The sequence below is a fragment of the Halomonas qinghailakensis genome (assembly GCF_025820815.1).
Taxonomy (GTDB): Bacteria; Pseudomonadota; Gammaproteobacteria; order Pseudomonadales; family Halomonadaceae; genus Vreelandella; species Vreelandella qaidamensis.
The window spans coordinates 626,086-651,814 of the sequence record NZ_CP096973.1 but is presented as its reverse complement, the minus strand read 5'-3'; the positions used below and the strand labels follow the sequence as shown (position 1 = coordinate 651,814).

At 50.3% G+C, this 25,729-nt stretch carries 30 protein-coding genes; 19 read left to right on the top strand and 11 right to left on the bottom strand.

From position 1 onward, the window contains the following. Window positions 1-100: 100 nt before the first annotated feature. From M0220_RS03040 to M0220_RS03010, 7 genes are all read left to right on the top strand, one after another. Window positions 101-796: a glutathione S-transferase family protein gene (locus M0220_RS03040; RefSeq protein WP_264018632.1), complete on the top strand. Its 696-nt coding sequence runs from the start codon at window positions 101-103 to the stop codon at window positions 794-796. A 66-nt stretch (window positions 797-862) separates the two neighbouring features. Then, window positions 863-1,402 carry a YaeQ family protein gene (locus M0220_RS03035; protein WP_030070065.1) on the top strand — a complete coding sequence of 180 codons (540 nt, stop codon included), beginning with the start codon at window positions 863-865 and terminating at the stop codon, window positions 1,400-1,402. Between the two features lie 190 nt (window positions 1,403-1,592). Beyond that, window positions 1,593-2,582 carry a lipid A deacylase LpxR family protein gene (locus M0220_RS03030; protein WP_264018631.1) on the top strand — a complete coding sequence of 330 codons (990 nt, stop codon included), beginning with the start codon at window positions 1,593-1,595 and terminating at the stop codon, window positions 2,580-2,582. Between the two features lie 26 nt (window positions 2,583-2,608). Beyond that, window positions 2,609-2,929, top strand: a complete 321-nt coding sequence (locus M0220_RS03025; RefSeq protein WP_030070069.1) for a hypothetical protein — start codon at window positions 2,609-2,611, stop codon at window positions 2,927-2,929. 74 nt (window positions 2,930-3,003) lie between these two features. Continuing rightward, a complete protein-coding gene (locus tag M0220_RS03020; protein ID WP_030070071.1) occupies window positions 3,004-3,525 on the top strand; it encodes a DUF421 domain-containing protein in 522 nt (173 codons plus the stop codon). 108 nt (window positions 3,526-3,633) lie between these two features. Beyond that, window positions 3,634-3,951 (top strand): DUF6693 family protein, encoded by a 318-nt coding sequence (locus tag M0220_RS03015; protein WP_030070073.1) that lies wholly within the window; start codon window positions 3,634-3,636, stop codon window positions 3,949-3,951. A 295-nt stretch (window positions 3,952-4,246) separates the two neighbouring features. After that, window positions 4,247-6,358 carry a TonB-dependent siderophore receptor gene (locus M0220_RS03010; protein ID WP_264018630.1) on the top strand — a complete coding sequence of 704 codons (2,112 nt, stop codon included), beginning with the start codon at window positions 4,247-4,249 and terminating at the stop codon, window positions 6,356-6,358. 134 nt (window positions 6,359-6,492) lie between these two features. Here the strand turns inward: M0220_RS03010 and M0220_RS03005 are convergent, their stop codons facing one another. Together M0220_RS03005 and yghU are read right to left on the bottom strand one after the other, a co-directional pair. Next, window positions 6,493-6,723: a DUF2798 domain-containing protein gene (locus M0220_RS03005; protein ID WP_030070077.1), complete on the bottom strand. Its 231-nt coding sequence runs from the start codon at window positions 6,721-6,723 to the stop codon at window positions 6,493-6,495. A 125-nt stretch (window positions 6,724-6,848) separates the two neighbouring features. After that, complete coding sequence (gene yghU / locus M0220_RS03000; protein WP_264018629.1) at window positions 6,849-7,712, bottom strand: glutathione-dependent disulfide-bond oxidoreductase; 864 nt, start codon at window positions 7,710-7,712, stop codon at window positions 6,849-6,851. 168 nt (window positions 7,713-7,880) lie between these two features. Between yghU and M0220_RS02995 the strand changes: the two genes are divergently transcribed. Continuing rightward, window positions 7,881-8,576 carry an aspartate/glutamate racemase family protein gene (locus tag M0220_RS02995; RefSeq protein WP_264018628.1) on the top strand — a complete coding sequence of 232 codons (696 nt, stop codon included), beginning with the start codon at window positions 7,881-7,883 and terminating at the stop codon, window positions 8,574-8,576. Here the strand turns inward: M0220_RS02995 and M0220_RS02990 are convergent. Both M0220_RS02990 and M0220_RS02985 read right to left on the bottom strand, forming a co-directional pair. Next, complete coding sequence (locus M0220_RS02990; RefSeq protein ID WP_264018627.1) at window positions 8,573-8,998, bottom strand: organic hydroperoxide resistance protein; 426 nt, start codon at window positions 8,996-8,998, stop codon at window positions 8,573-8,575. The two genes, M0220_RS02995 and M0220_RS02990, sit on opposite strands and share 4 nt — an antisense overlap. A 139-nt stretch (window positions 8,999-9,137) precedes the next feature. Next, window positions 9,138-9,587, bottom strand: coding sequence for a MarR family winged helix-turn-helix transcriptional regulator (locus M0220_RS02985; RefSeq protein ID WP_030070085.1), 450 nt, complete (start codon window positions 9,585-9,587; stop codon window positions 9,138-9,140). A 250-nt stretch (window positions 9,588-9,837) separates the two neighbouring features. On the opposite strand from M0220_RS02985, the gene M0220_RS02980 reads away from it, so the two are divergent. From M0220_RS02980 to M0220_RS02955, 6 genes are all read left to right on the top strand, one after another. Then, window positions 9,838-10,911: a TRAP transporter substrate-binding protein gene (locus M0220_RS02980; protein WP_030070087.1), complete on the top strand. Its 1,074-nt coding sequence runs from the start codon at window positions 9,838-9,840 to the stop codon at window positions 10,909-10,911. Between the two features lie 72 nt (window positions 10,912-10,983). Beyond that, window positions 10,984-11,610 carry a TRAP transporter small permease gene (locus M0220_RS02975; RefSeq protein ID WP_264018625.1) on the top strand — a complete coding sequence of 209 codons (627 nt, stop codon included), beginning with the start codon at window positions 10,984-10,986 and terminating at the stop codon, window positions 11,608-11,610. 2 nt (window positions 11,611-11,612) lie between these two features. After that, window positions 11,613-12,893, top strand: a complete 1,281-nt coding sequence (locus tag M0220_RS02970) for a TRAP transporter large permease (RefSeq protein ID WP_009722466.1) — start codon at window positions 11,613-11,615, stop codon at window positions 12,891-12,893. A 12-nt stretch (window positions 12,894-12,905) separates the two neighbouring features. Then, on the top strand, window positions 12,906-13,430 hold the full coding sequence (locus tag M0220_RS02965; RefSeq protein ID WP_264018624.1) for a gluconokinase: 525 nt from the start codon (window positions 12,906-12,908) through the stop codon (window positions 13,428-13,430). A gap of 122 nt (window positions 13,431-13,552) precedes the next feature. Further along, window positions 13,553-14,548 (top strand): gluconate operon transcriptional repressor GntR, encoded by a 996-nt coding sequence (gntR, locus tag M0220_RS02960; protein ID WP_030070095.1) that lies wholly within the window; start codon window positions 13,553-13,555, stop codon window positions 14,546-14,548. Between the two features lie 105 nt (window positions 14,549-14,653). After that, the gene (locus tag M0220_RS02955) at window positions 14,654-15,499 is read left to right on the top strand and encodes an MOSC domain-containing protein (protein WP_264018623.1); all 846 of its coding nucleotides are present in this window, start codon (window positions 14,654-14,656) and stop codon (window positions 15,497-15,499) included. Here the strand turns inward: M0220_RS02955 and M0220_RS02950 are convergent. After that, window positions 15,453-16,358: a DMT family transporter gene (locus tag M0220_RS02950; protein ID WP_264018622.1), complete on the bottom strand. Its 906-nt coding sequence runs from the start codon at window positions 16,356-16,358 to the stop codon at window positions 15,453-15,455. The genes M0220_RS02955 and M0220_RS02950 overlap by 47 nt on opposite strands. Before the next feature lie 262 nt (window positions 16,359-16,620). Between M0220_RS02950 and M0220_RS02945 the strand changes: the two genes are divergently transcribed. From M0220_RS02945 to M0220_RS02935, 3 genes are all read left to right on the top strand, one after another. Continuing rightward, the gene (locus M0220_RS02945) at window positions 16,621-17,409 is read left to right on the top strand and encodes a MotA/TolQ/ExbB proton channel family protein (protein WP_030070099.1); all 789 of its coding nucleotides are present in this window, start codon (window positions 16,621-16,623) and stop codon (window positions 17,407-17,409) included. 3 nt (window positions 17,410-17,412) lie between these two features. Further along, window positions 17,413-18,273, top strand: coding sequence for a flagellar motor protein MotB (locus M0220_RS02940; protein WP_264018621.1), 861 nt, complete (start codon window positions 17,413-17,415; stop codon window positions 18,271-18,273). 126 nt (window positions 18,274-18,399) lie between these two features. Beyond that, a complete protein-coding gene (locus tag M0220_RS02935) occupies window positions 18,400-18,822 on the top strand; it encodes an OsmC family protein (RefSeq protein ID WP_030070101.1) in 423 nt (140 codons plus the stop codon). A gap of 172 nt (window positions 18,823-18,994) precedes the next feature. On the opposite strand, the gene M0220_RS02930 is transcribed toward M0220_RS02935, so the two are convergent. Continuing rightward, window positions 18,995-19,462: a PRC-barrel domain-containing protein gene (locus M0220_RS02930; RefSeq protein WP_264018620.1), complete on the bottom strand. Its 468-nt coding sequence runs from the start codon at window positions 19,460-19,462 to the stop codon at window positions 18,995-18,997. 508 nt (window positions 19,463-19,970) lie between these two features. Between M0220_RS02930 and M0220_RS02925 the strand changes: the two genes are divergently transcribed. Then, the gene (locus tag M0220_RS02925) at window positions 19,971-20,936 is read left to right on the top strand and encodes a L,D-transpeptidase family protein (RefSeq protein WP_264018619.1); all 966 of its coding nucleotides are present in this window, start codon (window positions 19,971-19,973) and stop codon (window positions 20,934-20,936) included. Here the strand turns inward: M0220_RS02925 and M0220_RS02920 are convergent. The 4 genes from M0220_RS02920 to M0220_RS02905 are packed head-to-tail and all read right to left on the bottom strand — an operon-like array spanning window position 20,933 to window position 24,518. Next, complete coding sequence (locus M0220_RS02920; RefSeq protein WP_264018618.1) at window positions 20,933-21,631, bottom strand: response regulator transcription factor; 699 nt, start codon at window positions 21,629-21,631, stop codon at window positions 20,933-20,935. The two genes, M0220_RS02925 and M0220_RS02920, sit on opposite strands and share 4 nt — an antisense overlap. Further along, the gene (locus tag M0220_RS02915; RefSeq protein WP_264018617.1) at window positions 21,628-23,160 is read right to left on the bottom strand and encodes a PAS domain-containing sensor histidine kinase; all 1,533 of its coding nucleotides are present in this window, start codon (window positions 23,158-23,160) and stop codon (window positions 21,628-21,630) included. Before M0220_RS02915 ends, M0220_RS02920 begins: the two co-directional genes overlap by 4 nt. Before the next feature lie 6 nt (window positions 23,161-23,166). Next, window positions 23,167-23,862 (bottom strand): 2OG-Fe(II) oxygenase, encoded by a 696-nt coding sequence (locus M0220_RS02910; RefSeq protein WP_264018616.1) that lies wholly within the window; start codon window positions 23,860-23,862, stop codon window positions 23,167-23,169. After that, window positions 23,859-24,518, bottom strand: a complete 660-nt coding sequence (locus M0220_RS02905; RefSeq protein ID WP_030070108.1) for a CoA pyrophosphatase — start codon at window positions 24,516-24,518, stop codon at window positions 23,859-23,861. The genes M0220_RS02910 and M0220_RS02905 overlap by 4 nt, the downstream gene beginning before the upstream one ends. Window positions 24,519-24,612: 94 nt before the next feature. Here M0220_RS02905 and M0220_RS02900 point away from each other — a divergent pair, with 94 nt between their 5' ends. Continuing rightward, entirely contained in the window at window positions 24,613-25,170 is a 558-nt protein-coding gene (locus tag M0220_RS02900) for an NUDIX hydrolase (protein ID WP_030070109.1), read from the top strand. A gap of 44 nt (window positions 25,171-25,214) precedes the next feature. Here M0220_RS02900 and M0220_RS02895 read toward each other — a convergent pair whose 3' ends face one another. Further along, window positions 25,215-25,526, bottom strand: coding sequence for an NGG1p interacting factor NIF3 (locus M0220_RS02895; RefSeq protein ID WP_264018615.1), 312 nt, complete (start codon window positions 25,524-25,526; stop codon window positions 25,215-25,217). Window positions 25,527-25,729 lie beyond the last annotated feature (203 nt).

Sequence of the window (25,729 nt, the reverse complement as noted above, 5' to 3'; positions counted from 1 at the left end):
GGCGGCTACGTCACCCCTCTTTTATGCTCGATAGTTATATAATCCATACTACATGATCAATACTTAGCTTGACTGCTGTCGGCATTCACAAGGAGCGTTTATGTTTGATTTGTACATCGCCAACAAGAATTACTCATCTTGGTCGCTGCGCCCTTGGGTGCTGATGAAAGTGCTGAGCATTCCCTTCAATGAACACGTTATGCCGTTTGAGGGTGGCATGGGAGAAAGCCATGCCACCTTTACACGTTTTTCTCCTACCGGCTTAGTGCCATGCTTGGTAGATTCTGATGCCGAGGTGGCAGTCTGGGACTCGTTGGCTATTGTTGAGTACCTGGCTGACACCTATCCTGAAGTGTGGCCCCACGAAAAAACGGCGCGTGCCTGGGCACGGTGTGCCAGTGCCGAAATGCACAGTGGGTTTGGTGCACTGCGCAATGAGTGTTCAATGAATTGCGGCGTGCGTGTTGTGCTCAACAATCGTTCAGCAGGGTTAAACAATGATGTGGCACGGCTAGATACACTATGGCAGGAAGGCCTTCAGCGCTTCGGTGGCTCCTTTTTGGCAGGTGAGCAGTTTACCGCAGTGGATGCGTTTTACGCGCCTGTCGCGTTTCGTATACAGACATTTAACCTGCAGCTGAGCGAGGCATCACTGGCTTATGTGCAACGGCTACTCACTCATCCTGCGATGGAGGAGTGGTACCAGGCAGCGCTGGCAGAAACTTGGCGTGAGCCAATGCATGAGCATGAGACGCTGAAAAACGCCACGTTATTAAACGATTACCGCGCGTTGTAGCGCGCCTGTTGCCCGGTGTTTCGATAATTCCGCTACACTGGCGCAAATTTATGATGGATATTTCTAATGGCGTTGAGTGCTACCCCTTACAAAGTTGATGTCAACCTGACGGACCTTGATCGCAATGTTTACGAGACGCTGCGTTTTACGGTGGCCCGTCACCCTTCTGAAACTGAAGACCGGATGTGCGCACGTCTAATCGCCTACCTACTATGGTACAGCGAAGCACTCGCTTTTGGTCGTGGCCTTTCCGATGTGGACGAGCCAGCCCTTTGGGAGAAAAGCCTAGATGGCCGCGTGCTACATTGGATAGAAGTCGGCCTACCAGATGCTGAGCGTCTTACCTGGTGTTCACGCCGTGCGGAGCGTGTTTCGCTGTTGGCTTATGGGCGAGTGGATCTGTGGGAAAATAAAGTGTTGCCAGCAGTAGCGGCACTCAAGAATGTGCACGTGGCGGGACTACCCCAAGAGGCGCTTGCGACTATCGCAGAGGGGCTGCCGCGGTCTATTAACTGGGCGGTTATGATCAGTGATGGCTCACTGTTTATTACCGATGAAAACGGCCAGCATGAAGTGACACCGCAGTGGCTGCTCCGAGACCGTTAGATGGTTAAGCACGTAGTGCTACCCACATTATGTTGACACTATCCAAGACAGGAAGTCGTGATAGCCAGTGAGTTAGCGAATAGATAGCAAGAAAGTACGCTTGCTATCTATTCATGCTATTACTTACAATCATTCATGATTGTTAATAGTTGATCACCCTCGCATACCACCAATACTCAAGGATTGAGCTATGAATACTACCTCTGCTCTGTGCAGGAAGGTAATGCCTTTTATTTTGCCGTTAAGCGTGTTGCCTTCGGTGGCTATGGCTAGCGACAGTGCCCTGTCTGTTAAGCTTGAAAATGATGGTCTTGCTAGTAGCGATGATGGCCACTTCACCAGTGGTTTCGAGCTTAACTGGACGTTTACGCCGCAAGAGCAAAGTTGGTTACAACGCCTTTCGACAGCGCTACCCGATAGTCTTATCGGTCAAGCGGATAGAGCGTCTTATCGTTTGATTCATCAGATTTATACGCCGAACGATATTGAACAGCGCGCTTTGATCGAAGACGATCGCCCCTATGCAGGTCTGGTCTACGGCGGTCTGTCGCTTTATGAAGACGTACCGAAGGGGCAATGGACGCAAGCCACCGATTTACATCTTGATGTTGGTGTTGTGGGGCCTTCCTCTCTTGCTGACAGTATTCAGCGTGAAGTACACCGCGTTACTGATAGTGACCGCCCTCGTGGCTGGAAAAACCAGCTGGGCGATGAGGCGTTGGTGAATTTAACCCTTCGGCGGCAGTGGTGGAATGACGTACCGCTGGCCGGTAAACAATTTTCACACGGCCCCAGTGTAGGTGCCGCGTTAGGTAACATGTACACCTATGCAAGTGCTGGTTATAGCGTTCGCTGGGGTGATGATGCTGAAGGCATTCCTACACTTACCCCTAACCCGGGTAGCCGCCATTTAATGAATGGTCATCGTGGGTGGCAGTGGTATCTGTTTGCGAATGTAGAAGGCTACTACATGGCGCAGAACCTAACACTTGATGGTAATACGTTCAGGGATAGTCATTCTGTTGACCGTGAGGAGTGGCTAGCAGAAGCCTCCGCAGGCCTTGCGATAGCCTGGGAAGATTGGCAAGTAACCTATGCTGCTGTTCAGCGTACCCGTGAGTTTGATGGACAAGATGAGCAGGACAAATTCGGGGCAATGACGCTAACAAAACGCTTTTAATAAGGCTACAAGCGAAGGGGAGCGGTATGGCCAATAAGTATCCACATACGCCGGATAGCCGCTATTTTGTGGCTAAAAACCGGCTATGGCGCTGTACCGATCCACGCTTGAGTGATGACGAAAAACGTACCCACATAAAAGCACTGATGAAAGCCCGCCGAGCGGTGCGCAGCGCTCAGCAACAAAACGACGAAATAGCGCTACGTCAAGCACGTGAGGCGGTGCAGTCTGCCAAGGAACTGTTGGGGGAGCGTGGGCCGGTTTGGTGGCAAGATGGCGCCCCCGATGAAAGCGGCCTTGCACCCCACAATAGCTCGTACGCGGAGTGGTGGGCATCGCACTCCTAAGTGGTGGTTGCTATCCTGAATGTAAGGAGGTGTCAGCTATTCCTCCATTAATAGCTATTTAGGAGGTGATTCATATGGATATGGTCTTTTATAGCGGTTGGGAAAGTTTGCTGCGCACGTTAATCGTCGGCGTATTGGCGTATGCCGTCCTAATCGTGTTTTTGCGTATTTCAGGAAATCGTACGCTGTCTAAAATGAATGCCTTTGACTTAATTGTAACCGTCGCGCTGGGGTCTACGTTGGCCACCGTGCTGCTTTCAAAAGACATTGCTTTAGCCGAAGGAGCGCTAGCACTAGCCTTGCTGATTTCGCTTCAGTTTGTGATTACATGGCTTAGCGTACGGGTTAGTTGGGTAAAGCGTTTGGTGACGGGCGAACCATTGATGCTGTTGTATCAGGGAGAGTTTTTAACGACCTCGTTGCGCAAGGCTCGGGTCACCAAAGATGAAGTGCGCTCTGCTGTTCGCAGCAGTGGCCTTGCAAGCCTAGAAGCAGCGCAAGCAGTCGTACTTGAAACAGACGGCTCGCTTAGTGTTGTTAAGCGGGAAGACGAAGGTACAGGTTCAAGCCTGAACGGCGTTCGCGGACTTCGCTAAACTATTAAAAATAATAAATTTATAGCCATAGCGGCAATTTTCCATTCACGCTTACACAAGCGAGTGGTAATCTGCGCCACTTTGTTTCTCAACGTTTAAGGGCGCACTATGAATATTAAAGCGAATCTCTCTATTCTCGATATTATTGGGCACTTACTGATTTGGCTGATACTCACCATTATTACCTTTGGAATTGCACTTTTTTTCTTTCCCTATTCGTTTGCCCGCTTTGTCATTAATCGTACCTCTGTGGTAGATAGTGCAACCGGCGTAGAACGTAAAATGGTCTGCGATATCAATATTTTTAGCAATATTGGACATATCATTTTGTGGATGATTATCTCAATTTTAACGTTTGGACTTGGGTATATTTTTTACTTTTATCGCGTGTGGAATTATGCGCTGAATAATGCTCGCGTCCAGTAATTAATCGCTAGTTAGAATAAAAGGCAACTGTTCTCGCGTTACACCTTTAGCTGCATTTTTGACGTTTGAGTTTGCAACTTAAGAGACGCAGCATTGGTATTTTCCTTCCGTACATAATGGCATATGTTAATTTTCTCCTGCAGGTAACCCTGCAGGAAAACTCCTCCCTCGTTCGTTTGCTGTCCTGCGACTGATTTTTACATCAGCACATTGACATCGTTTGAGCAGGTCTCTATATTTTTGCGAATAAAAATTACTATCATTAATATTAATATTCGCTCTGGGATCTTTCACGATGACATCTGCACCTATTTTTCGATTACGTCGGCTAAGCGTTGCTGTGGCGCTTGCGTCGACGGCGGCTATTTCAAGCGTTCAAGCGCAAGACAGCACACCGCATGACAGCGTGGACCTTGGAACCGTAGAAGTAACTGCTGACGCAGCAGGTCGCTTCGGTTATATCGATGCTGAGCGAGAGCCTAGTGTCGGCAAACTCGATGTGCCGCTGGCAGAGCAGCCATTTTCTATGTCGGTTATTGACCGAGAGTTTATACAAGATAGCGGTGCTAAAAATATCCAAGATACATTGCTCTATACTCCCGGTGTTTACGCCGGTAACTTTGGCTTTGATACCCGTGGCGATAGCGCCAAAGTGCGCGGGTTAGATGCTGGACGCTACTTGGATGGCCTGCGCCAGTTGTATGGTTCTTACAATACAACGCGAACCAATGTTTATGCGCTGGAAAGTGTTGAAGTGCTGCGCGGGCCGTCTTCTATGCTGTATGGCCAAGCTGACCTAGGCGGCATTATTAACGGTGTTTCTAAGCTGCCCCAAGAAGAGCGCAGCGGGGAAGTTTGGGCTCAGTACGGCTCTTTCGATCGCAAACAGCTGGCGTTTGATTTCACCGGTGCTGCAAATGAAGAGGGCACGTTCTTGTATCGGGTTGTTGGTTTGACTCGAGATAGTGATACCCAGGTGGATCATGTTGCCGATGACGGTTACTTAATTGCACCTTCGTTTACTTGGCGTCCCAGTGACGATACCAGTATCACGCTACTGTTCAATCGCCAGGAAGATAAAAGCCAGGTATCTGCTCAGTTTTTGCCCCAGGTAGGCACGTTAGAACCGGGTTCCAAGGGCTTTATTGGCTCTGAGCGCTTTGTTGGTGAGCCGGGCTGGGATCGTTACGATAGTGAAAAAACGGAGACAACGCTGTTTGTTGATCACCAGTTAAATGAGAACTGGGCTTTTTCAGCTACCGCTCGCTATACCGATTCCCGCACCGAGACCCGCGAGCACTGGGTGGATATCCCTAGTGTTCCTGATGCTAATGGTGATGTGAATCGCACGATCTTCACAGCAGATGCTGAAACGCGCATTTTGAATATGGATGCGCGCATGCAAGGAGAGTTTGAGCTAGGAGGCACACAGCATACGCTGATCGCCGGTATTGACCGTCAGGATGCCCGCTGGTCTCAGGATAACTACTATTACGGGTATGGCGAGGGCGGCCGTTTTAATGTGTATAACCCCCAATATGGCAACCTGCAGCTAGATACGCTCAATCCAACCGATCGTCCCGATAATGAAATTGAGCAGGTCGGGGTGTACCTGGCCGACCACATCGAAATTGGCCCGGTCGTTGTATCTGCAGGATTACGCAGGGATTGGGCTGAAAACCGCACCCTAGCGCTGTCAGGACCCGATACAGTTAGCGATGAAGGCGAAACAACCGGGCGGCTAGGTTTGATGTACCGTTTCGATAATGGCTTTTCGCCTTATGTGAGCTATGCAGAAGCATTTTCGATGAATTTGGGTAGCGATGGAACGGCGAACCCTAGCCCATTGAAACCCACCACTGGCGATCAAGAAGAGATTGGCTTTAAGTCTGTTTCGCCAGATCAGTCGCTGGCTATTAGCGCAGCTTACTTTGATATTACCCAAAATAATCGAGTTAGCGATGGTGCAACTCCAGGGGGTGTTGAGCAAGTGGGTGCGGTGGTAGACGGTTGGGAACTGCAAGTTAATAAACGCTGGCAGCAGTTCGAGACACAGCTGGCGTACACCAACTTAAACGCGACCAACGATAGTACCGGTGCCCGACTACCTTTTGTTGCTGAAGAGCAAGCTTCCTGGTGGAACCGCCTTTATGTCGGAAGCAACTGGCGTATTGGTGCTGGGGTGCGTTATGTGGGTGATAACGTTGGTTCTGGCGATGCCCCTATTGTGCCGTCCAGCACACTGTATGACGCCATGGTGGGTTATACGATGGGCGAGTGGGACTTTTCGGTTGATGTGAAAAATGCCACAGATGAAGAAACTATCTCTTGGTGTCGCTACGAAGGTGGTGATTGTGGGTATGGAGACCGCCGTAGCATTACAGGCAATGTTCGCTACCAGTTTTAAGTAGCGTTATAACGCGGCATCTACCTTGACACCGGGCCTGCAAAACAGGCCCGGTGTTATTGGTGCTGCTTAAGCTAAGTTCTTGGGCTAAGTTCTTAGGCTAAGTTCTTAGTCTGTTAGTTTGATATAAACGGTTAGTGTGGAGGCTTAATAAGTACTTTAACCAATCGTCGCACAACAGGAGAGACTAGGTTAATGACTGGGAGGGCAACTACAAAAGCAAATAGCCACGCCTTCAGCCAAATAAAGACAATGCCATCAATAAAGCCGACATTGTAGAGCGTAATCACCAGCGACATAATGCACGACATAAACAGTGCCATTAAGAAAGAAAATATTAGCTGGGCGTATTTTGGATCAAACATGGACTGCCTCTGACAACGGCTCTATTAATGATGAATTAAAGGTTGATAGTGAAACTCAGACACATCGCCCTCCTTGGCAATCGCTAACTGATGCAGAAGCATCGATTAACATACTGCTTGCGGACTTAACGCTTGTCTTCGGTCTTGTGATCAAAATCACTGGCATTGTGGCGTTCGTGGAGCTGTTCGCTAGGCTCTCCCCAGGTGCGATTAACCATCCGTCCACGTTGAGCGGCAGGGCGTGCGTCAATCTCCTCTGTCCAGCGTAAAACGTTCTGATAGGTATGGGCTTCTAAAAACTCAGCTGCTTCATACACGCGGTTTTTGACCAGTGCTCCATACCATGGATGAATCGCCATATCTGCGATGGTGTACTCATCACCTGCCATAAAGCGGTTATCCGCTAAGTGGCGATCCAGTACATCCAGCTGACGTTTCACTTCCATGGTATAGCGATCAATCGGGTACTGGTATTTTTCAGGTGCGTAAGCATAAAAGTGACCAAAGCCGCCGCCAAGCATAGGCGCGCTGCCCATTTGCCAAAATAACCAGGATAGGCACTCGGTGCGCTTAGCCGGGTCGTTGGGTAAGAACGCGCCAAATTTCTCGGCCAGGTAAAGCAGAATCGCACCTGACTCAAAAACCCGCTGGGGCGGGGTGGTGCTGTGATCCATTAGCGCTGGAATCTTAGAGTTGGGGTTAACCTCAACAAAGCCGCTGCCAAACTGATCACCTTCGCCTATTCGTATCAGGTGAGCGTCGTATTCCGCTTGTTTAATGCCCTGTTCCAGCAGCTCTTCGAGCATTACGGTGACTTTTACGCCGTTTGGGGTTGCAAGAGAGTACAGCTGCAGCGGATGCTTACCCACGGGCAGTACTTTCTCGTGGGTCGCACCAGCAATGGGGCGATTGATGTTAGCAAACTCTCCGCCGTTACCAGCTTCCCATTTCCAAACGCGCGGTGGGGTATAGGTTGTGTTGTCGCTCATGTTTTCCTCTATCTTAATCAAGTAAAAAGGGGCGGTGCAGCGACTCACCCGATGTTGTGTACCTGCCTAATCGTTATGGTCAGTCTTTATGCGGGCTGTATAACGCTGCTAAAAGGATAGCGGGTTATTAGCCTGATAATAAATAGTTAGTTACCATGGAGAAGTTTTATGCGGACTATTGGCATATTAGGCGGTATGAGCTGGGAGTCGACCCAAAGCTATTATCAGGCGCTAAACCAAGGGATTAATAAGGCTCTTGGCGGTTTTCACTCAGCGCAGATTGTGATGATAAGTGTTGATTTTGCTGAAATAGAAACGCTGCAACAACAGGGCGATTGGCAAACTGCTGGCCAGTTACTCGCAAGCGCTTCCAAACGCATTGAAAAAGCTGGGGCAGAATGTTTACTGTTGGCTACCAATACCATGCACAACGTCGCGCCTGCGGTTGAGTCCGCTATTCAGATTCCTTTTTTACATATTGCCGATGCTACCGGGGAAAAATGTCAGCGTGATGGCGTAACTCGGGTTGGGTTAATAGGCACCCGTTTTACGATGGAGCAAGCGTTTTACAAGGCACGCCTAAAAGAGCGCTTTGGGATTGATGTCGTTATCCCTAACGAACAAGAACGTGCCGAGGTGCACCAGATCATTTTCGATGAGCTTTGCCATGGCCTAATTCACGACGCATCGCGTGCGCGTTATCTAGATATTATCACGTCGCTACATCAGCAGGGCGCACAGGCGGTGATACTCGGTTGTACAGAGATAGCGCTGTTGGTTGAGCAACATCACACCCAAATACCCCTTTATGACACCACCGCTCTGCACGCAAGCAAAGCGGTGGAGTGGGCGCTAGGTAATTAAACCAGCGTCAGTGTGACATCGATATTTCCGCGGGTAGCGTTGGAGTAGGGGCAAACAATATGGGCTTTGTCGACGAGTGTTTGGGCAACGTCTTTTTCCAAACCAGGCAAGCTAATTTTTAGCTCAACTTCAATGCCGAAACCAGTAGGAATAGCGCCGATACCTACACTGCCATCAATCTGGGTATCGTCGGGAAGTTTGACTTTTTCCTGGCTGGCGACGTGCTTAAGTGCGCCTAGGAAGCAAGCAGAGTAGCCTGCAGCAAACAGCTGTTCGGGATTAGTGCCTTCGCCACCTGCGCCACCAAGCTCTTTAGGTGTGCTGAGCGTCACATCTAGTGCGCCGTCAGAGGATTTAACGTGACCTTCACGGCCACCAGTAGCGTGGGCGTGCGCGCGGTAAGCAACAGTTTCAATAGACATAAATCATTTCCTATAAGTGGTTGTTATGGGCCAAGCTTGTGCTTGGTGTTTTAATTTAGTGCAGCTTTATTTTGTGCGCAAGTAAATAGCCTTAAAACAGGCAGTGGTAAACAAGTAGTGGTTTGCTAGGTTCAGCGGGTTACTTGACCTTTTGTAAGCTTTCGCGCAGTTGAACTAAATCCTCTTTTAACTGGTTGAGGGTTTCTACTGATTTTTCGCTGGCGTTGACGACGCAGCTGGGAATGTGGCGCGCCTGTTCACGAAGCGAGCGGCCTTTATCTGTCAGAAATAATTCAACGACACGTTCATCGTGAAGACTACGTTGCCGGATAAGCAGCTGATCACTTTCAAGCCGTTTTAGTAGCGGCGTTAACGAGCCAGGATCTGTTAGTAAGCGCTTGCTTAGGGCGCCTACTGTAAGGCCATCTTCTTGCCAGAGTACCAGCATGGCGAGGTATTGCGGGTAAGTGAGTCCTAGCTCTTTGAGCAGAGGCTTATAAACTTTGGTCATCATCAGCGATGTTGAATAGAGCGCAAAGCAGAGCTGGTGATCTAGCTCTAATTCGCTACAAGGGGCTAACGCTGGCATGTCGACTCCAGAACAAGATGCATAACGTGTAATGTAGCGTGCGAGGCAATGTGAGGCCATCCCTAGACGTTGGTCGTAAGTTGGACGTTTTGTTTTGACACCACGTGCTGCGATAGCTAGCCTTCACCTATCGAATGTTACCGGTAACAATTTATTGGAACACAAATCACAAGCCTGATGGCCGATATCGATTCGATAGCCTTACAGTAAATAGCCAACCAACAACAACGACTCTTTTGGAGATAACGTCATGACAACAATCTGGCGCAGCACCCTTACTCTGGTCGGTGCGACCACCCTGACTTTCGGCATGGCACACGCTCAAAGCCCAGAACTTTCTGACCCGCCTGCCATTGAAGGCGACGTCGTGGCTGACCACGGAAGCCACACCCTGCGTATGGGCATTGGCCTGTCCGAAACATCGCCGCAGTTTCTCTCTAGCCAGTACTTCGGTGAAATTCTTGAGCAACGCACCGATGGCCGTATTACGGTCAATGTTTTCCCCAACAGCCAGTTGGGCGACGATGTCCAGATGATGGAAATGCTGCAAACCGGTACGCTGGATATGACCTACCCTTCAAGCTCGGCAACGACTGGATACGTTGAAGCGCTCTCTGCGTTTGACCTTCCTTTCTTGCTACCGAGCCGTGAAGCAGCGATCGCTGTTATGCAAAGTGATGTGGCGCAGGAAATGCTAGATGCGTTTGAAGGCACAGGCTTGAAGGCGCTAACGTTCTCTGAAAACGGCTACCGCCAGCTATCTAACAGCGCGCGGCCCGTTGAATCACCTGAAGATGTGGCTGGCTTGGATGTTCGCGGCTTAAGCGTACGTACCATGCAGAATCCGGTTCACTTGGCAATTTGGGAAGCGTTAGGTGCCAACCCAACACCAATGGCCTTCGGCGAGCTATTTTCGGCGCTTGAGCAAGGCGTGGTAGATGGCCAGGAAAACCCATGGAGCACCATCCTGACTTCTAACTTCAACGAAGTGCAGGATTACGGCACCGAAACCCGCCACGTTTATACGCCATTTATCATGATGCTTTCCGAACGCACCTGGGACCGCATGGCGCCTGAGTATCAAGCACTGGTGCAGGAAGCCGCTCGCCAATCGGCTGAGTACGAAATCCAGCTTTCTGCCGAGTATGACGACTGGTCGCGTGATCAGTTAGAAGCACGCGGTATGCAAATTACCCGCTTAGATGATGAGCAGTTAGCCGCTTTTCAAGACGCCGTGCAGCCTGTTTATGAAGAGTGGGCGCCGCGCATCGGTGAAGACTTGATTGCTGAAATCCAGCAAATCGTGGAAGACAGCAGCAACTAATCTGCAACGTATAGCGCTCCATCGGGCAGGCACACACGCCTGCCCGACTTGTCAGTGCCCCTCGGAGTTTTTATGACTACCTCCTCTACTCCCCCAAACGCGGTGACCTCGAAAGCGCCAGTGTTGGAAGACCCGTCGGTTTATTTGAATGATCCTAATCGCAAACTACTTGAGCTTGATACTGAGACTCGCCAGGGGCCTGCGCTGTTCCGATGGTTAACCCTTGCGATGGAGTATTTGATTGGCGCTATTTTAGCGGCGCTGATTGTCGCAGTTTCCAGTAATGTCGTCGGCCGCTCTGTGTTCAACCATTCACTGCCCTGGGTCGATGAGTTGGCGCGCATGCTGTTTATTTGGCTGGTCTTTATCGGTGCCGCGGCGGCGTTTGCTCGCTATGAGCATATTGCTGTCGATGCGCTGGTGAGGCGTTTACCGTTGCGTGTCGCGCACATGCTCTATTTCTTACAACACCTAATTATTGCTGGGCTCATGCTGGTGATGATTTGGGGCGGTTATCAGGTGCTCACGCGCTCAAGCGGTCGCTCCGCCATCATGGGGGTGCCGTTAAGTTTGGTAAGCCTGTCGTTGGTGTTGTGCGTCATTTTTATCGCGGCGGTATCGCTCTGGCGTATGTGGGTCAGCGTGGGGGTTATCCGTCAACCACATCGCCAATCGGCTGACTTACCAGGGGAGCGTTAATCATGCTGTGGATTTTTCTAGCCATCTTATTGGCATCTATTGTGATTGGTTTGCCGATTGCATTTGGCCTAGGGGTAGCAGCCTTAGTCATGGCGGTGCTCTCTGATATCCCGCTATCGATTATGATTGAGCAGTCAATTCGTGGTGTGAATAGCTTTCCGCTGCTGGCGATTCCGTTCTTTATTCTTGTCGGCGAAGTGATGAGCAACGGGGGCATTGCCCGACGCTTGATGGAGCTTGCAGGCGCATTGGTTGGCTTTATGCGCGGTGGGCTTGGCCAGGTAGCCATTACCGGTTCGATGTTTTTTGGCGGAATTAGCGGCTCGGCGGTTGCGGATACCGCAGCGACCGGCGCGATGATGATCCCCTCGATGAAACAGCAAGGTTACACCGCCGCAAATGCCACGGCGATTAACACCGTGTCATCGGTGATCGGCATTATTATTCCGCCATCTATACCGCTTATTTTATATGGCATTGTGACCGAGACGTCGATCAGTCGCCTATTTATCGCGGGGATTGTGCCTGGCCTGTTAATTGGCGCCGCGCTAATGGTGACCACCTTTATTCTGGCGAGCAAGCAGGGTGGCGGCGTGCGCCAATTCCGCTGGGATCGGTTATGGAAAGCCTTTAAAGATGCCTGGTTAGCGCTGGTGCTACCGGTGATCGTGATTGGCGGCATTATTGGTGGTGTGTTTACTGCCACCGAAGCTGCCGTTGCTGCGCTGCTCTACTCGCTGGCTATTTCTCTGCTGGTATACCGTGAATTTAAGCTCAGTGAGTTAGGTGGAATGTTAATTCGCACCGCAAGGCTCACTGGCATGGTGATGATGTTATTGGCATTTGCCACCGTAATTGCTTGGTTTCTAACCATTAATATGGTGCCGCAAACCTTAGTGCGCCAAGTACAGGCGATTACCCAGGAGCCGTTTTTGCTGCTGCTGATTGTAGCGGGGCTACTGCTGTTGGTGGGGTTTGTAATGGACCTAACACCAGCCATGGTGATTATGGCACCAATGCTTGCGCCAATCGTGACATCAGTAGGCGTCGATGCCGCTTATTTTGGTGTTCTAATGGCCTTTATTTTAGGCATTGGGCTGTTAACCCCGCCGGTGGGCACCTGTCTGTACGTTGGGTGTGGTGTCGGCAAGGTGTCTATGGAATCTCTGGTAAAAGCCATGCTGCCTTACTACGCCGCCTTGATCGTTGTTCTGGTAGTGCTAATTGCGTTCCCTGGCATCGTTACTTGGCTGCCTGATCTCACCGCCGTGCGCGGCAATTGATAGGAGTATCGAGTGAATAAGCCATCACATCGTATTCTTGTCATGGGCGTTTCTGGATCAGGGAAGTCTCATATCGGACAACAGTTAGCAGCAGAACTGGGCGCAACATTCATTGACGGTGACGACCATCATTCACCGGCGAATGTGGCTAAAATGGCCAGCGGCACGCCGCTTAATGACGATGATCGTCGTGACTGGTTGGCAACGCTTGCTGACTTGTTCGCCGCGTATAAAGCGCGTAATGAATCTGTGGTCATCGCCTGTTCAGGCCTTAAAAAACGCTATCGTGACCGGCTGCGCGAAGGTGACCCTGCGCTGAGTGTTTTGTATCTAGAGGGCAGCCATGCACTTCTTCGTCAACGCTTAGAAACCAGGCCGGGGCACTTCTTTAAAGGTGATAATATGCTGGCGAGTCAGCTTGCCGATTTAGAGCCGCCAAGCAGTGATGAAGCGGTATCCGTCTCCATTGCGCTATCGCCTCGCGAGATTGTCAAGCACTTTACGGTAACGCTAGCGCCCCAAACACGCGTTCATTAGGCTTAAGATTAGGATGGGGCCGCACTATTCGCTATGGTGTGGCCTCTGTGCCGTTAAGAAAGCCGTGTTGTTAAGAGAGAGTTAACAGGCTTACGTGTTTAACAGAACAAGTAGTGACGCCATTGAAGAAAAAACGCCCGACATTACAAGATATTGCTGATCGCGTTGACGCGACAAAAATGACCGTCAGCCGCTGTTTGCGGGCTCCTGATACGGTATCGGAAGGGCTTCGCGAACGTATTTTCAACGTTGCTGAACAGCTTGGCTATATTCCCAACCGGGCACCAGATCTGCTTTCTCGGGCTACTAGCCACTCTATTGGCGTGTTAGTGCCATCGCTAACCAACCAAGTATTTGCCGATGTCATTGTGGGTATCGAAGCGTACACCGAACCCGCAGGCTATCACTTGATGCTTTCTCACTATGGTTACAGCCCTGAGCTGGAAGAGCGCAGCTTGGCTTCGTTACTCTCTTACAATGTGGATGGCGTTATCTTATCTGATCGCGATCACACGCCGCGTAGCCTGCGGATGTTGGAGACAGCGGGTATTCCTATTGTGGAAATTATGGATACCCGTCGCCCGCCACTGCAGCAAGCGGTAGGTTACGATAACGTGCAGGCCGCTTACGAGATGGTGAGTGAGATGATTCGCCGTGGCAGGCGCCAGGTGATTTATCTGGCTGTGCGTCTAGATGAGCGGACACGCCAGCGTGAACAAGGCTACCGCCAAGCCATGGAGGAGCAGGGGTTAACGCCGATAACGCTACAGAGCAGTCAGCGCTCTTCCTATAGTGTCGGGGCAGCACTCATGCAGGAAATTCAGCGTGATCATCCCAGCGCTGACAGTATTTTCTGCACCAACGACGATGTTGCGGTGGGCGCTTACTTTGAGTGTTTACGCCATGGCGTTAAGGTTCCCGAACAGATGGCAATTGCCGGGTTTCATGGTCACGATGTTGGTCAAGCAATGACACCGCGTCTTGCCAGCGTTATTACCCCTCGGCAAGCTATTGGTGAAGCGGCTGCGAAAACGCTACTGTCACGTATTCGTGGCGAATCAGTTGAACACCAAGTGATGGACTTGGGGTATCGGATTGAGGTGGGTAAAACGCTTTAGTCGCTGAGTCGCTAGCGGCGAACTGGCAAACTGGATAGGCTAGTGGTTAAAGCTTGGCCATGAAAAATCCATCAAAAGAAAAGCCATATTGAGTGCGAAACTGCCATGAAAATTACCCAGCTCACCGTCTATCCGGTTAAATCTCTGAAGGGAATTAATGTTGCTCAAAGTAAACTCCATGGCCATGGGTTGGCCTGGGATCGCCGGTGGATGTTAGTGGATGCTCAGCAGCGTTTTGTCACCCAGCGCCAGCTACCAGAGCTTGCCACCATCGCGGTTGAATTAACCGATCAAGCACTGGTGCTCTCTCACCCTAAGGTAGAACCGATTGCGATTCCCCTTGAAGATCCCCAAGGTAATTTGCGGCTTGTGAAAGTGTGGAACGACCACTGTAAAGCACTGCCAGAAAGCGAAGACGTATCGCACTGGCTGATGGCGGCGTTAGGTGAGCAAGCGCAAGGCATCAGCTTGGTGCGCTTCGCTACTGAATTTACCCGTACTGTTGAAGAGGATTTTCTGGCGGGAGGCGAGGCCCATACTTACTTTTCTGATGGTTACCCTTTCCTGATAGCCACCACCGGCTCTCTGGACGCCTTGAATCAAGCGCTGGTTGCCAGTGGACAATCCCCTGTGCCGATGAATCGTTTTCGGCCGAATATTGTAATTGATTGTGATGATGCTTGGGCGGAAGACCAGTGGGCCACACTCGCAAGTCAAGGTAGCTATGAGCTGACGCTACGCAAACCCTGTCAGCGCTGCAAAGTTACCACGGTTGACCAGCAAACCGGTACCGTACCGGTGCAGGCAGAACCACTGAAAACACTGCTTTCTCTGAATACTCAGCCTCACCTTAAAGGCGCGCATTTTGGCCAAAACGCCACGTTAACCGCAGGGCAAGAGGGTACTATTCGTGTGGGGGACGAGGTGGTGTCAACACACCGCGAGACCTAAACCTTAATAGTCGGGTAGCAATGGCGGTGCCTGCTAGGGTAATGACCATGCCAGTCACCACTTGAAGGCTAAGCGTTTCATTAAGCAGCAAGTACCCCCACAACAGCGCGCTAACAGGAATCAAAAAGGTAACGGTTGACGTAGCGGTAGCGCCTGCGCTGGCTAATAGCCCAAAGTAAAGCAGGAACGCTAGTGTGGTGCTTAGCATCGCCAGCGCCAGTGCGTTGCCCCAGGCGAGCATGCTGACAGGCTCGCTAGGCCAGAGCAGCAGACCGGGTATTAATAACACCAATGCTGACATTGCGCTGCTGCCAGCCGCTAATACTCGGCTGGGGAGATGACTCAAGCGGGTTTTCGAGTAGTTACCGGCAATTCCATAACAGAACGTCGCACCCAGTACGGCAACAATAAACCAGCCGTCGCCCCCTAGAGTGAAATCTAGCCGATTAGCCGACAACACATAGACACCAAGCAGTGCCAGGGCTAGCCCTAGATATTGTTGGCGTTGGATGGGGGTGGCAAAAAAGGAAGCGCCTAATAACGCGGTAAAAATTGGTGTAGTGGCGTTAATAAGAGAGGTGAACCCTGCTTCTAGGCGAGTGGTGGCTAACGCTAGCAACGAGAAAGGCAGCACATGATTAACGATGCCAAGTATCAATAACGATCCTTTATGCTGCCAAATAAGCGTTAGATAGCGAAGGCTTAGCAGTAGCGGCACTAAGAGTAATGCGCCCACTCCCATTCTTATTAATACGAGTGGAATAGGCCCAAATTCCGGTGCAGCCACGCGCATAAATATGAACGATAGCCCCCATAGGGAAGAAAGTAGCAGCAAACGCAGTGCATCGGCCAACGACATGAAGTGTCCTTAAATGGGCAGTGACAGTTTTTGTAGTAATGGGCATGACAGAGAGAATGAAACTGAAGCGCTTAGCTTAGCGAGAATTTTTAAGAAAGCGAATGTAAACGGCTACTTGCATACCAGTTTTTGCTAAAAAAGCAGAGTGAGAAATTGTCAATCTTTGTAATGTTATAGATTTGACGTTGACGCTAATGCAATGAAACTCTACTGTCTCGGCAAATTGTACGTTAGCATTTATTTACATTCTTGAGGAAAGGCCGTGGATCTCGCGACGCTAATAGGTTTGGTAGGGGCTGCTGTTTTAGTGGGGGCCTCTGTAATCCTGGGCACCTCTCCAGAGGTGTTTATGAACCCCACTGGGCTGCTGCTGGTAGTTGGGGGAAGCCTGTTTGTGGTGCTGGCAAAGTTTAGTATTACCCAATTTAAATTTGCCTTCAAAGCAGCGGCGCGGGCATTTAAATTTCAGCTACCTAGCGTTAAAGATAGTATTGAAGAGCTCGTTGAACTGGCAAAAGTAGCCCGACGCGAGGGTATGATTGCCTTGGAGAACAAAGAGGTAAATTCCCCGTTTCTCAAGAAAGGCCTACAAATGCTAGCCGACGGCTATAGCGCCGAAATGATTAAGGACATGACCGAAAAGGAGCGCTTGCTCACCTTGGAACGTAATGAGGCTGGCGGCCAAGTGTTTTCAGCGTTAGGAGAAGTGTCACCTGCAATGGGGATGATTGGCACACTGGTTGGCTTGGTACAAATGCTTTCCAATATGGGCGATCCCTCGTTGATCGGACCTGCCATGGCCGTTGCCTTATTAACCACACTATACGGTGCCATGATTGCAACGATGATTGCCAATCCTATCGCCGAGAAACTATGGGTGCGGATGAAGCAGGAAGCAAAAATGCAGCAGCTATGGATTGACGCTCTGATTGCTATCAAAAACGATAAGAATCCGCGTGTACTTGAACAAATGCTGACTATTTATCTACCACCTGAGCATCGCAGTGTGAAAAGCTCGAACGATACCAACGCTGCTGCTGAGCGAACGTAGTCCATGGCTCAAAAGAAGACAAACATTCCTGCATGGATGGTGACATACGCGGATTTAATGTCGCTGTTGTTATGCTTCTTTGTGTTGCTATTGTCGTTTGCAGAAATCGATGCTGAAAAATTTCGTCGTGTTGCCGAAGAGTTATCAAAAGCCTTTGGCGTACAGCGCGAAGTGGAGGCAACGCAGATACCCATGGGTACTAGCGCGGTGTTTCAACAGTTCTCTCCCGCTGTACCGGACCGTACCTTACTAGATGAAGTACGTCAGCGGACTACCCAACAGCAGCCGCAGCTGGAGTCTATGCGCAGTATGCTTGAGGCGCAGCGACAGCAACGTACTCTACAGTTAGCCGCTAGCTTGGAAGAGCTATTGAAAACATCGTCGTTAGAAGGTGTCACCGATATAGAAGTTGATAGATTTCGTGTGGTGGTCAGAATTGCTGAGCAGGGCACCTTCGGGTCAGGTAATGCTGAGGTTACGCCTGCGTTTGCTGAACTGTTAGAAGAGCTGGCAACGGTATTAGCTGCCGTCACTGGAACGATTTCGATTGAGGGACATACGGACAACGTGCCAATTAGCACTTCTCGTTTTCGAAGCAATTGGGATCTAGCTGCTCTGCGTGCATCTTCCGTTGCCAACATACTCGTATCTACTGAAACACTTTCTGCTGAGCGGTTGATGATACAAGGCTTTGCTGATACGAAGCCTCTTGCGTCAAATCTGACGCCTGAGGGACGCGCAGTTAATCGCCGTGTTGAGCTAAAAATTGATATTAATGACCCGATTGAAGAGCGGGAAGAACGCTCAATTCGCTCAATGGAAAACAGCTTAAGCGACGTGGCTGCCATACAGCCTGCCCCTTAATTCAGTCTGGCTAAGGGCTGAATTCGGCATCAGTGATAGAATCAGCTACGCTGAGTGTGTTAATGGTTACAGTGTATGTGGCCTGAAAACGAGTTGACGCTAACTATCAAAGGAAAGGAGAACGTAATGGATAGTAAAGCAAGTGCACGCTGGGAAGGTGGCCTTAAAGAAGGACAGGGTAATGTAGCGACGGAAAGTGGAGCATTGGATGCTGGCTATTCGTTCAAACAGCGCTTTGAAGGTGCGCCCGGCACCAACCCAGAAGAGTTAATTGGCGCTGCCCATGCAAGCTGTTTTTCAATGGCGCTTTCGATGATTCTTGGAGAGAAAGGCTTTACCGCTGAGGCTATTGATACTAATGCTCGCGTAACGCTTTCACAAAGTGCTGAAGGCTTCGATATTTCCAGTATTCATTTGGACGTTGTTGCCAGCGTAAGCGGTGCCGATGATGCTGCTTTTCAAGAAGCCGCTGAAACGGCTAAAGCGAACTGCCCTGTTTCCAAAGTATTAAATGCTGACATAACCATGGAAGCAACATTAAAGGGATGATTTGAACGCCAGATAACACCAAAAAGCGCTGCTAGCAGGCAGCGCTTTTTTACGGTTTTTTTAAGTTAAATAGCGTTCAGGACAGCGCTCATGACAAGGGCCTTGTTGTTAGCAAGGCCCTGTAGAGCACCGCGGTCCATTACCTTGGCGAACGATGCTTAAATAACGAGTATTACTCGTCGTCATTCTCGCTGTTATTTAGCTCTGTATCACGCTCTGTTTCAAGGTCATTGTCACGATCACGATCATATTCTTCGGCATCTTGCAGCGCTTCTTCGGATGCATTTACCGTAATAATGTAATCGTCGTTATCTTCATCTTTGGTAAGTTCAAGCGAATCCCACTCAATGGCGATATCTTTTTCGCCCATACCAAGGAAACCACCAACGCCCACCACAACGGCATTAATTTGCCCATCTTCATCAATGATTAAATCATTGATGGTGCCGATGTCTTCATCGTTTTCAACGCTACTTTTTACTTGATTACCGGTTAGGGAATCTGCGTGAAAAGTGCCTTCCGGCGCATGGGTCAGATAAGAGGCTTCCATACCAGTCTGATTGTCATCACTCGCCTGGGCAACGCCTGCGACAGCAATAAAAGTAGGAATAATCAGCGTGCTGAGAAACGTCGTTTTCATCGTTTTGCTCCTTGCATTTTTATAAAGGTGTTAACAGGTAATCTGTTAATGCCTAAGTAACATCGTAGCGGTAAGGTAGTTGGTACTCTTCATGCTCCTTGCTAACCAACCCTACCCGGTAGGTTCCTTTTGTCGGGTGGCGCTACTATTCCTGTTGGTGATGAGTAAGCCCTGCATATTGCTGATTGCTGTATGCAGGCACTTATAAAGGTAGGTGCTGTGCACTGTATTGCAATGGGAATGAAGAACTCTTAATTAATATCAACTCAAAAGCTCGTCAGCGTTAAACCAGGACGTGTTAGTTTTATTGATAAACGTTAAAATCACATACAACGATACGCGCACTTATAGTGGGCGTTGAGATGATAGTGGTCGTTGAGATTGTCGTAGGCATTGAGATTGCTGCGACAGTCTGTCGAGTTGACCCAATGAGACCCCTTGTCCATATTCTTAGCCACCTTGCCCTACAGGAGAGAGTGCCTTGGGGTTATATAAAAAAGGAAATCCCATGACGCTTATCACGCGATATCAAACGCTTCGGCAGGTTAAAAAATTGTGGGCTAGCAGTGTAGCCCTCGGCGCTTGGCTGTTTGCATCCAGTGCTGTTGCCAGTGAGAGTGAGTTACCCAAAGGCCATTTTTCTCTCCCCGATGAGGGTAATATGGTGGGTGAGATGTATACCGTTATGGCGAAAAAAGAGGATACCCTGCTCGATATTGCCCGTGAGCATAACGTTGGTTATGAAGAAATTCGCATGGCTAACCCTGATACCAGTATTTGGGTTCCTGGCGAGGGTACTGAAGTGACAATCCCCGGCCAATATATTTTGCCGGATGAGCCGCGTACTGGCATTGTAATTAATGTCGCCGAGCTACGCCTTTATTACTATCCAGAAGTGGAAGAGGGTAAAGAGCCACGGGTAGAAACCTATCCTATTGGCATCGGCCGCGATGCATTCAATACGCCGCTAGGCATTACTAAAACTACCATGCGTTTAGAAAATCCTGCATGGTATCCACCTGAATCTATTCGCCGAGAAGCCGCGGAACGCGGTGATCCTGCGCCATCGGTTGTTCCACCAGGTGAGGATAATCCATTAGGGCAATACGCCATTTTGCTGGATATACCTGGTTACCTAATCCACGGCACTAATCAGCCTGACGGTATTGGTATGCGCGCTAGCCGGGGATGTATTCGTATGCACCCAGAAGACATTGAATCTGTGTTCTGGCGTGTTCCAGTTGGCACACAGGTGAATATTATCGACACGCCCGTTAAGGTGGGTTGGGGAAGTGACGGTAATGCCTATGTACAAGCTTTTTCGCCCACGGATGAGCAGAGCTTTGGCATGGACACGCTATTGGAAGTGGTTAGCCTAATTGAGGCCCATGAGGGTGATGAGCACAGCATGGATTACGAACAAGTGCGTAATGTGCTGGAAAAAGCCAATGGCCAACTTGTTCCGCTTAGTTAGGCCTTGCTATCAAAATAAGTGGCGCTGAGCGGAGAAACGAGTTCTAGCGCCACCGCTTGTCGAACGAGCTCTGCTAAATTTGCAGCGTGCATGGCCTTCATCGCTCTTAGCCGATAGACTTCGACGGTTTTGCCGCTAATCTGCATATGCTCGGCAATTTCACGACTGGTCATTCCTTCTGCCACGTGAATCACAATGCGTTGCTCTTTTGGGCGTAGAGATTGGTAGCGTGTTCGCAACAGGGCGAGCTGTTGCTTAGCGCGTTGCTGTTGATGAGCGCTGCCTAATGCTTGCTGTACGCTGTCAATCAGCTGCTGGTGATTAAACGGCTTTTCGATAAAATCAAACGCGCCGTTTTTCAGTGCAGCCACCGCCATAGGGACATCGCCATGCCCCGTCATCATAATGACCGGCAGGGTAGTGCCTTGATCCACCAACTGCTGTTGCACTTGCAGTCCACTCATTCCCGGCATGCGAACATCAAGCAGTAGTGCGCCTAATTCATCATGCTGGCTAGCTAGAAATTGCTCGCCATCATGAAATGCTTGAGCGGTTAAACCAACTGATTCGAGCAGCCAAACCAGCGATTCACGCAGTGCCTGATCATCATCAACAACCGCAATAGTGGCGATGGATTTATGTTCAACACTGCTAGTCATCATTGGTTCCTGGTGATGCACCGATGGCGCGTTCATGTTGTTTCTGTACGAAGTATTATGTCAAAGCATGCGCCTTTCGAGCTTTGCTGAGGGCGCAGAGTAAGGGCACCCCCCATGCTTTCCATGAGTGAACGACTAATCGCTAAACCCATTCCCAACCCTTCATCGCGGGTGGTGAAAAAGGCATCAAAAATTGACCCTTGATGGGCTGGCGCGACGCCTGGGCCCAGGTCTTTAACGCTAAGGGTAAGCTGCCGATTACCGCTTTTTTGCGCAGCAACGATGACTCTGTCAGCACCAGAAACGTCACGGCTAGCGGTGAGTGCATTGAGTAATAGGTTAACGATAACTTGCTCAAGGGCAATAGGGTCCGCATAAATACGTGGCAACCCAAGGGGTAATTGTTGGGTAAGTTGAATAGAAGCCTGTTGATATTGCCAGTTGCACAGTTGAAAAGCGGCGTTAATAACATGTTCAAGTGCCAGGGGCCTGACGCAGTGGCTGCGTTTACGCACAAAGCTGCGCATATGTCGGAGTCGCTGGGCAAGGCGTTGTACTTGCTCATCAATGCGGGCCAGAGGCAACTGTAGCTCGCTGGCGGGCAGATTGGGCGTATGCTTAGCTTTCAGCAGGGCGCCGCTGGTATAGTTGGCGATGGCCCCTAAGGGCTGATTGAGCTCATGGGCAATATTAGACGCAAGCTCTCCGGCAGCGGCTAATCGATTGGCATGGGCAATTTGTTCTTGGTGCCGACGTGCCTGGGATTCGGCCGCTTTACGCACGCTAATATCGCGGTTAATCAGCGCAAAGTGCCCAGGTTCTGCCCCGCGGCTGCGATGGGTAAGCACAACACTAAGTACCGGCACTGTCCCGTTTGCACTCAGCATTTCTAGTTCGCCACTCCAGGAACCATAGCGTTCAACGGCTGGGAAGACGACTTGCTCTAAAAGAGCCAGCGAGTCAGCATGGTAGAGCGCTGCCAGGGCAACTTGCATGGCATCACGTGGGAGTGAGAAACAGCGCCGGGCGGCTTCGTTGGCGCTAAAAATATGTTGGTTAGGTCCTAAAAAAAGCACGTAGTCAGTGGTGGATTCGACCACTTGCGCTAAACGCTCTCTGGTGGCTTCGGCATGGACGCGGCGACTCACATCCCGCGACACACATAAAATATCAATCAACTCGCCTGTGGCAGTGTCTCGGCGGGTTCGACTGGTAGTTTCAAACCAGATGTAGTGGCCTGCTTTGGCCCGAAACCGATACGTTTGCTGATAAAAACCGTCGTGATAGTAGACCCGGGGTGATTTGTTTAATAGATCACTTAAATCAGCGGGATGAAACAGCTGATAGGCTGACACGCCAATCAGTTCTTCTGGCTCGTACCCTAGTAAGTCGCGCGCTGCTTGAGAGGCATATAAAAACGTACCGTCGCGGGCATGGCGAGATATCAAGTCAGTGGTACTTTCTGCCAGCCACTGATAATGACGTTTCTCTTCTTCCAGCGCTGCATTTTGTGCTTCTAGCGCCTTGATCCTGGCACTTAATGTGGCTTCGTTAACGGTGCTCATCGCGTGTCAGTGCGCCGGGTCGAGCACGCCACCCAGCGAGGCGTTGCGCCTAAACCAGCCAGCAATACTGGCACGTGGATGCTGCGTGGGCACTACCTCGTGAGGAATGGTTTCGGATAAAAAACAGGCGAACGTGCCGGCTTCGGGCACCACGCGGGCGACTTCCTGAGAGGGGGCATCAGGGTGATAAATGACCATCTCTCCGCCACCATCTAATGGCCACTGAGGGTTCAAGTAACCGACGGTTGAAATAACTCGGTTAGCTCGCCCACGAAAGCTATCGACATGGCGTTGATAAAATGCGCCTGGGGGGTAATGGGCAAAGTGAGCCTCGTACTCAAATAACCCCAGGAAAAGCGCCTGATTGAGGGATTGCTGGAGTTCTGCCATGGCATCAAGGTAGCGGCGTTGGGCTTCGCTTTCTCTATCCAACCAGTGAATGGCATCGCCACGAATATCTTTGCGAAGGAGATGTTCTTTGCCACGACCAATGCCTGCCTCGGCAAGCACGTCGTGTTCAGCCATATGGTGCAGCTCACGGTGCAGCGCTTGGCAAAGATCGAGGTCTATCACGTTTTTACCCACGTACCAACCGTGCTCAACAAGCGCATCCACCAGCGCAACATGGGCGATAGGATTGATCGCTGGTGGGCTATTACTATTGCTATTGGGTAAGGAGTTTGGCGCTGCAGAGGCAATCATTTCATGGTTCTCTTCGTTGGCATGCGAGTTGCTTTGGGTAGGCGACTGCTTCTCTCAGGATAGTGACGTAACGCTCCTGGCGGGCGCTGGTAGAGATCAATAGCCATACCAAAACCTTCTGCCAGCAGTTCTACCAGCATCATGGCAGAAAGCCCCCAAATCACGTAGCCATCCACGTGGTAGCTGGGCACATAGTGGGCAACCCCGTCTACTGTAATCACATCGGTGTGGGTGCGCCTGTCGTCTAAAAAATGGCTGAGTGGCACTTCAAAAATAGTGTCTAGTTCTGAGGGGTCTGCTACCAGCGGTAAATCTGGCGGAATAATACCTACCCACGGCGTGACGCGGATGCCATGTAGTGAAATAACATCTGATAACCTTCCCAAGGGTTGTACAAAGGAGGGCGCTAGCGCAATCTCTTCTTCTGCCTCGCGAAGTGCCGTGGCGTAGAGATCGGCATCACAGGCCTCGCGTTTGCCACCGGGAAACGCCACTTGGCCACTGTGAGTGCTTAGATGGCTAGCCCGCCGTGTAAATAGCAGCGTGGGCGAAGGTCGCTCAACAATCGGCATTAGCACGGCAGCCTCGGGCATTACAACGTGGTCTAGCCGTTGAGGAGAGTGCTGTTGCAGCTGTTTGCGCAGTTTCTCTAACATAGGGTTTCCCTTTGCTTTGTTCTCTTTTACCCAGCAGCGGTGTTTGACGTCAAGTACGTCAAAGCCTTACCCCATCAGCCGTAGAGAAAACGCGATGAATTTTTGTAGTCAGTGTGGTGAAAAAGTCCGTTTTGCTGTTCCTGAAGGCGATGACCGTTCACGCTATTTATGCGATGCCTGTGGCGCTATTCATTATCAAAATCCACGTATTGTGGCGGGTACGTTGCCGGTAATTGGCGATAAAATATTGTTGTGTAAGCGGGCGATTTCTCCTCGTAAAGGGTACTGGACACTTCCAGCGGGCTATATGGAAAATGCCGAAACCACTCAGCAGGCCGCCGCAAGAGAGACCTGGGAAGAGGCCTTTGCAGAGGTCAAGCTGGAAGGGTTATACACGCTCATTGATCTACCTCATATCAATCAAGTGTATATGATTTTCCGTGCAGAGCTTCTGGGTGGTTTTAGCGCGGGCCCTGAAAGCCTAGAGGTCGCCCTGTTTGAAGAGCATGAGATCCCCTGGGATGAACTTGCCTTTCCCACGATTGAGCGCACGCTGCAGCACTTTTATGAAGATCGAAAAAGCGCCCACTACCCGCTACACATCAGCGCAATTACCCCTGAAGACAGGGAGCGTTATTTTGGCAGTGCCTAAGCTCTTTTAGTGCCTAAGCTCTTTTAATGCAGGGCATCGCTGAATTACAGATCGGCTAATTGCCAAACATCATAGGCCACCTCTTCATAGGGGTGGGCTAATTTCAAAGCGGCAATGGCGGCCTGAATGTGCTCATCTTGGCAGACAAGCTCCACCTTTACCTCTTCAACAGTTTCAAGCGTGCCCACTTTGCCTAGGTGTGGCTCTGCGCCTTCTAGCGGACGAAACTGCCCGATGCCGCGGGTTTGAAAACAGCAGGCCTCGTAATCACCAATTCGCCCAGCGCCTGTTTCAAACACCGCTTCTTTAACACTCTCGGCATCTTCAACGGGAACAAAAAAAGCCAGCTTGTACATAGTAATCAGGCTCCAAAATTAGCGCAGGCAAGGTAACGCTGCTTTCAGAATGATCACCTAGCCAGAGGGATTGCCCAGCAGCGGTACGACCTTGTAACGTTCAAAGTGTATAAAAACAAACAAAGAATAGCTTACAGAAACAGAATAGTTAGAAACAGGTTGGTTAGAAATAGAGTATCTAAAAACTAAGTATCTAAAAACTA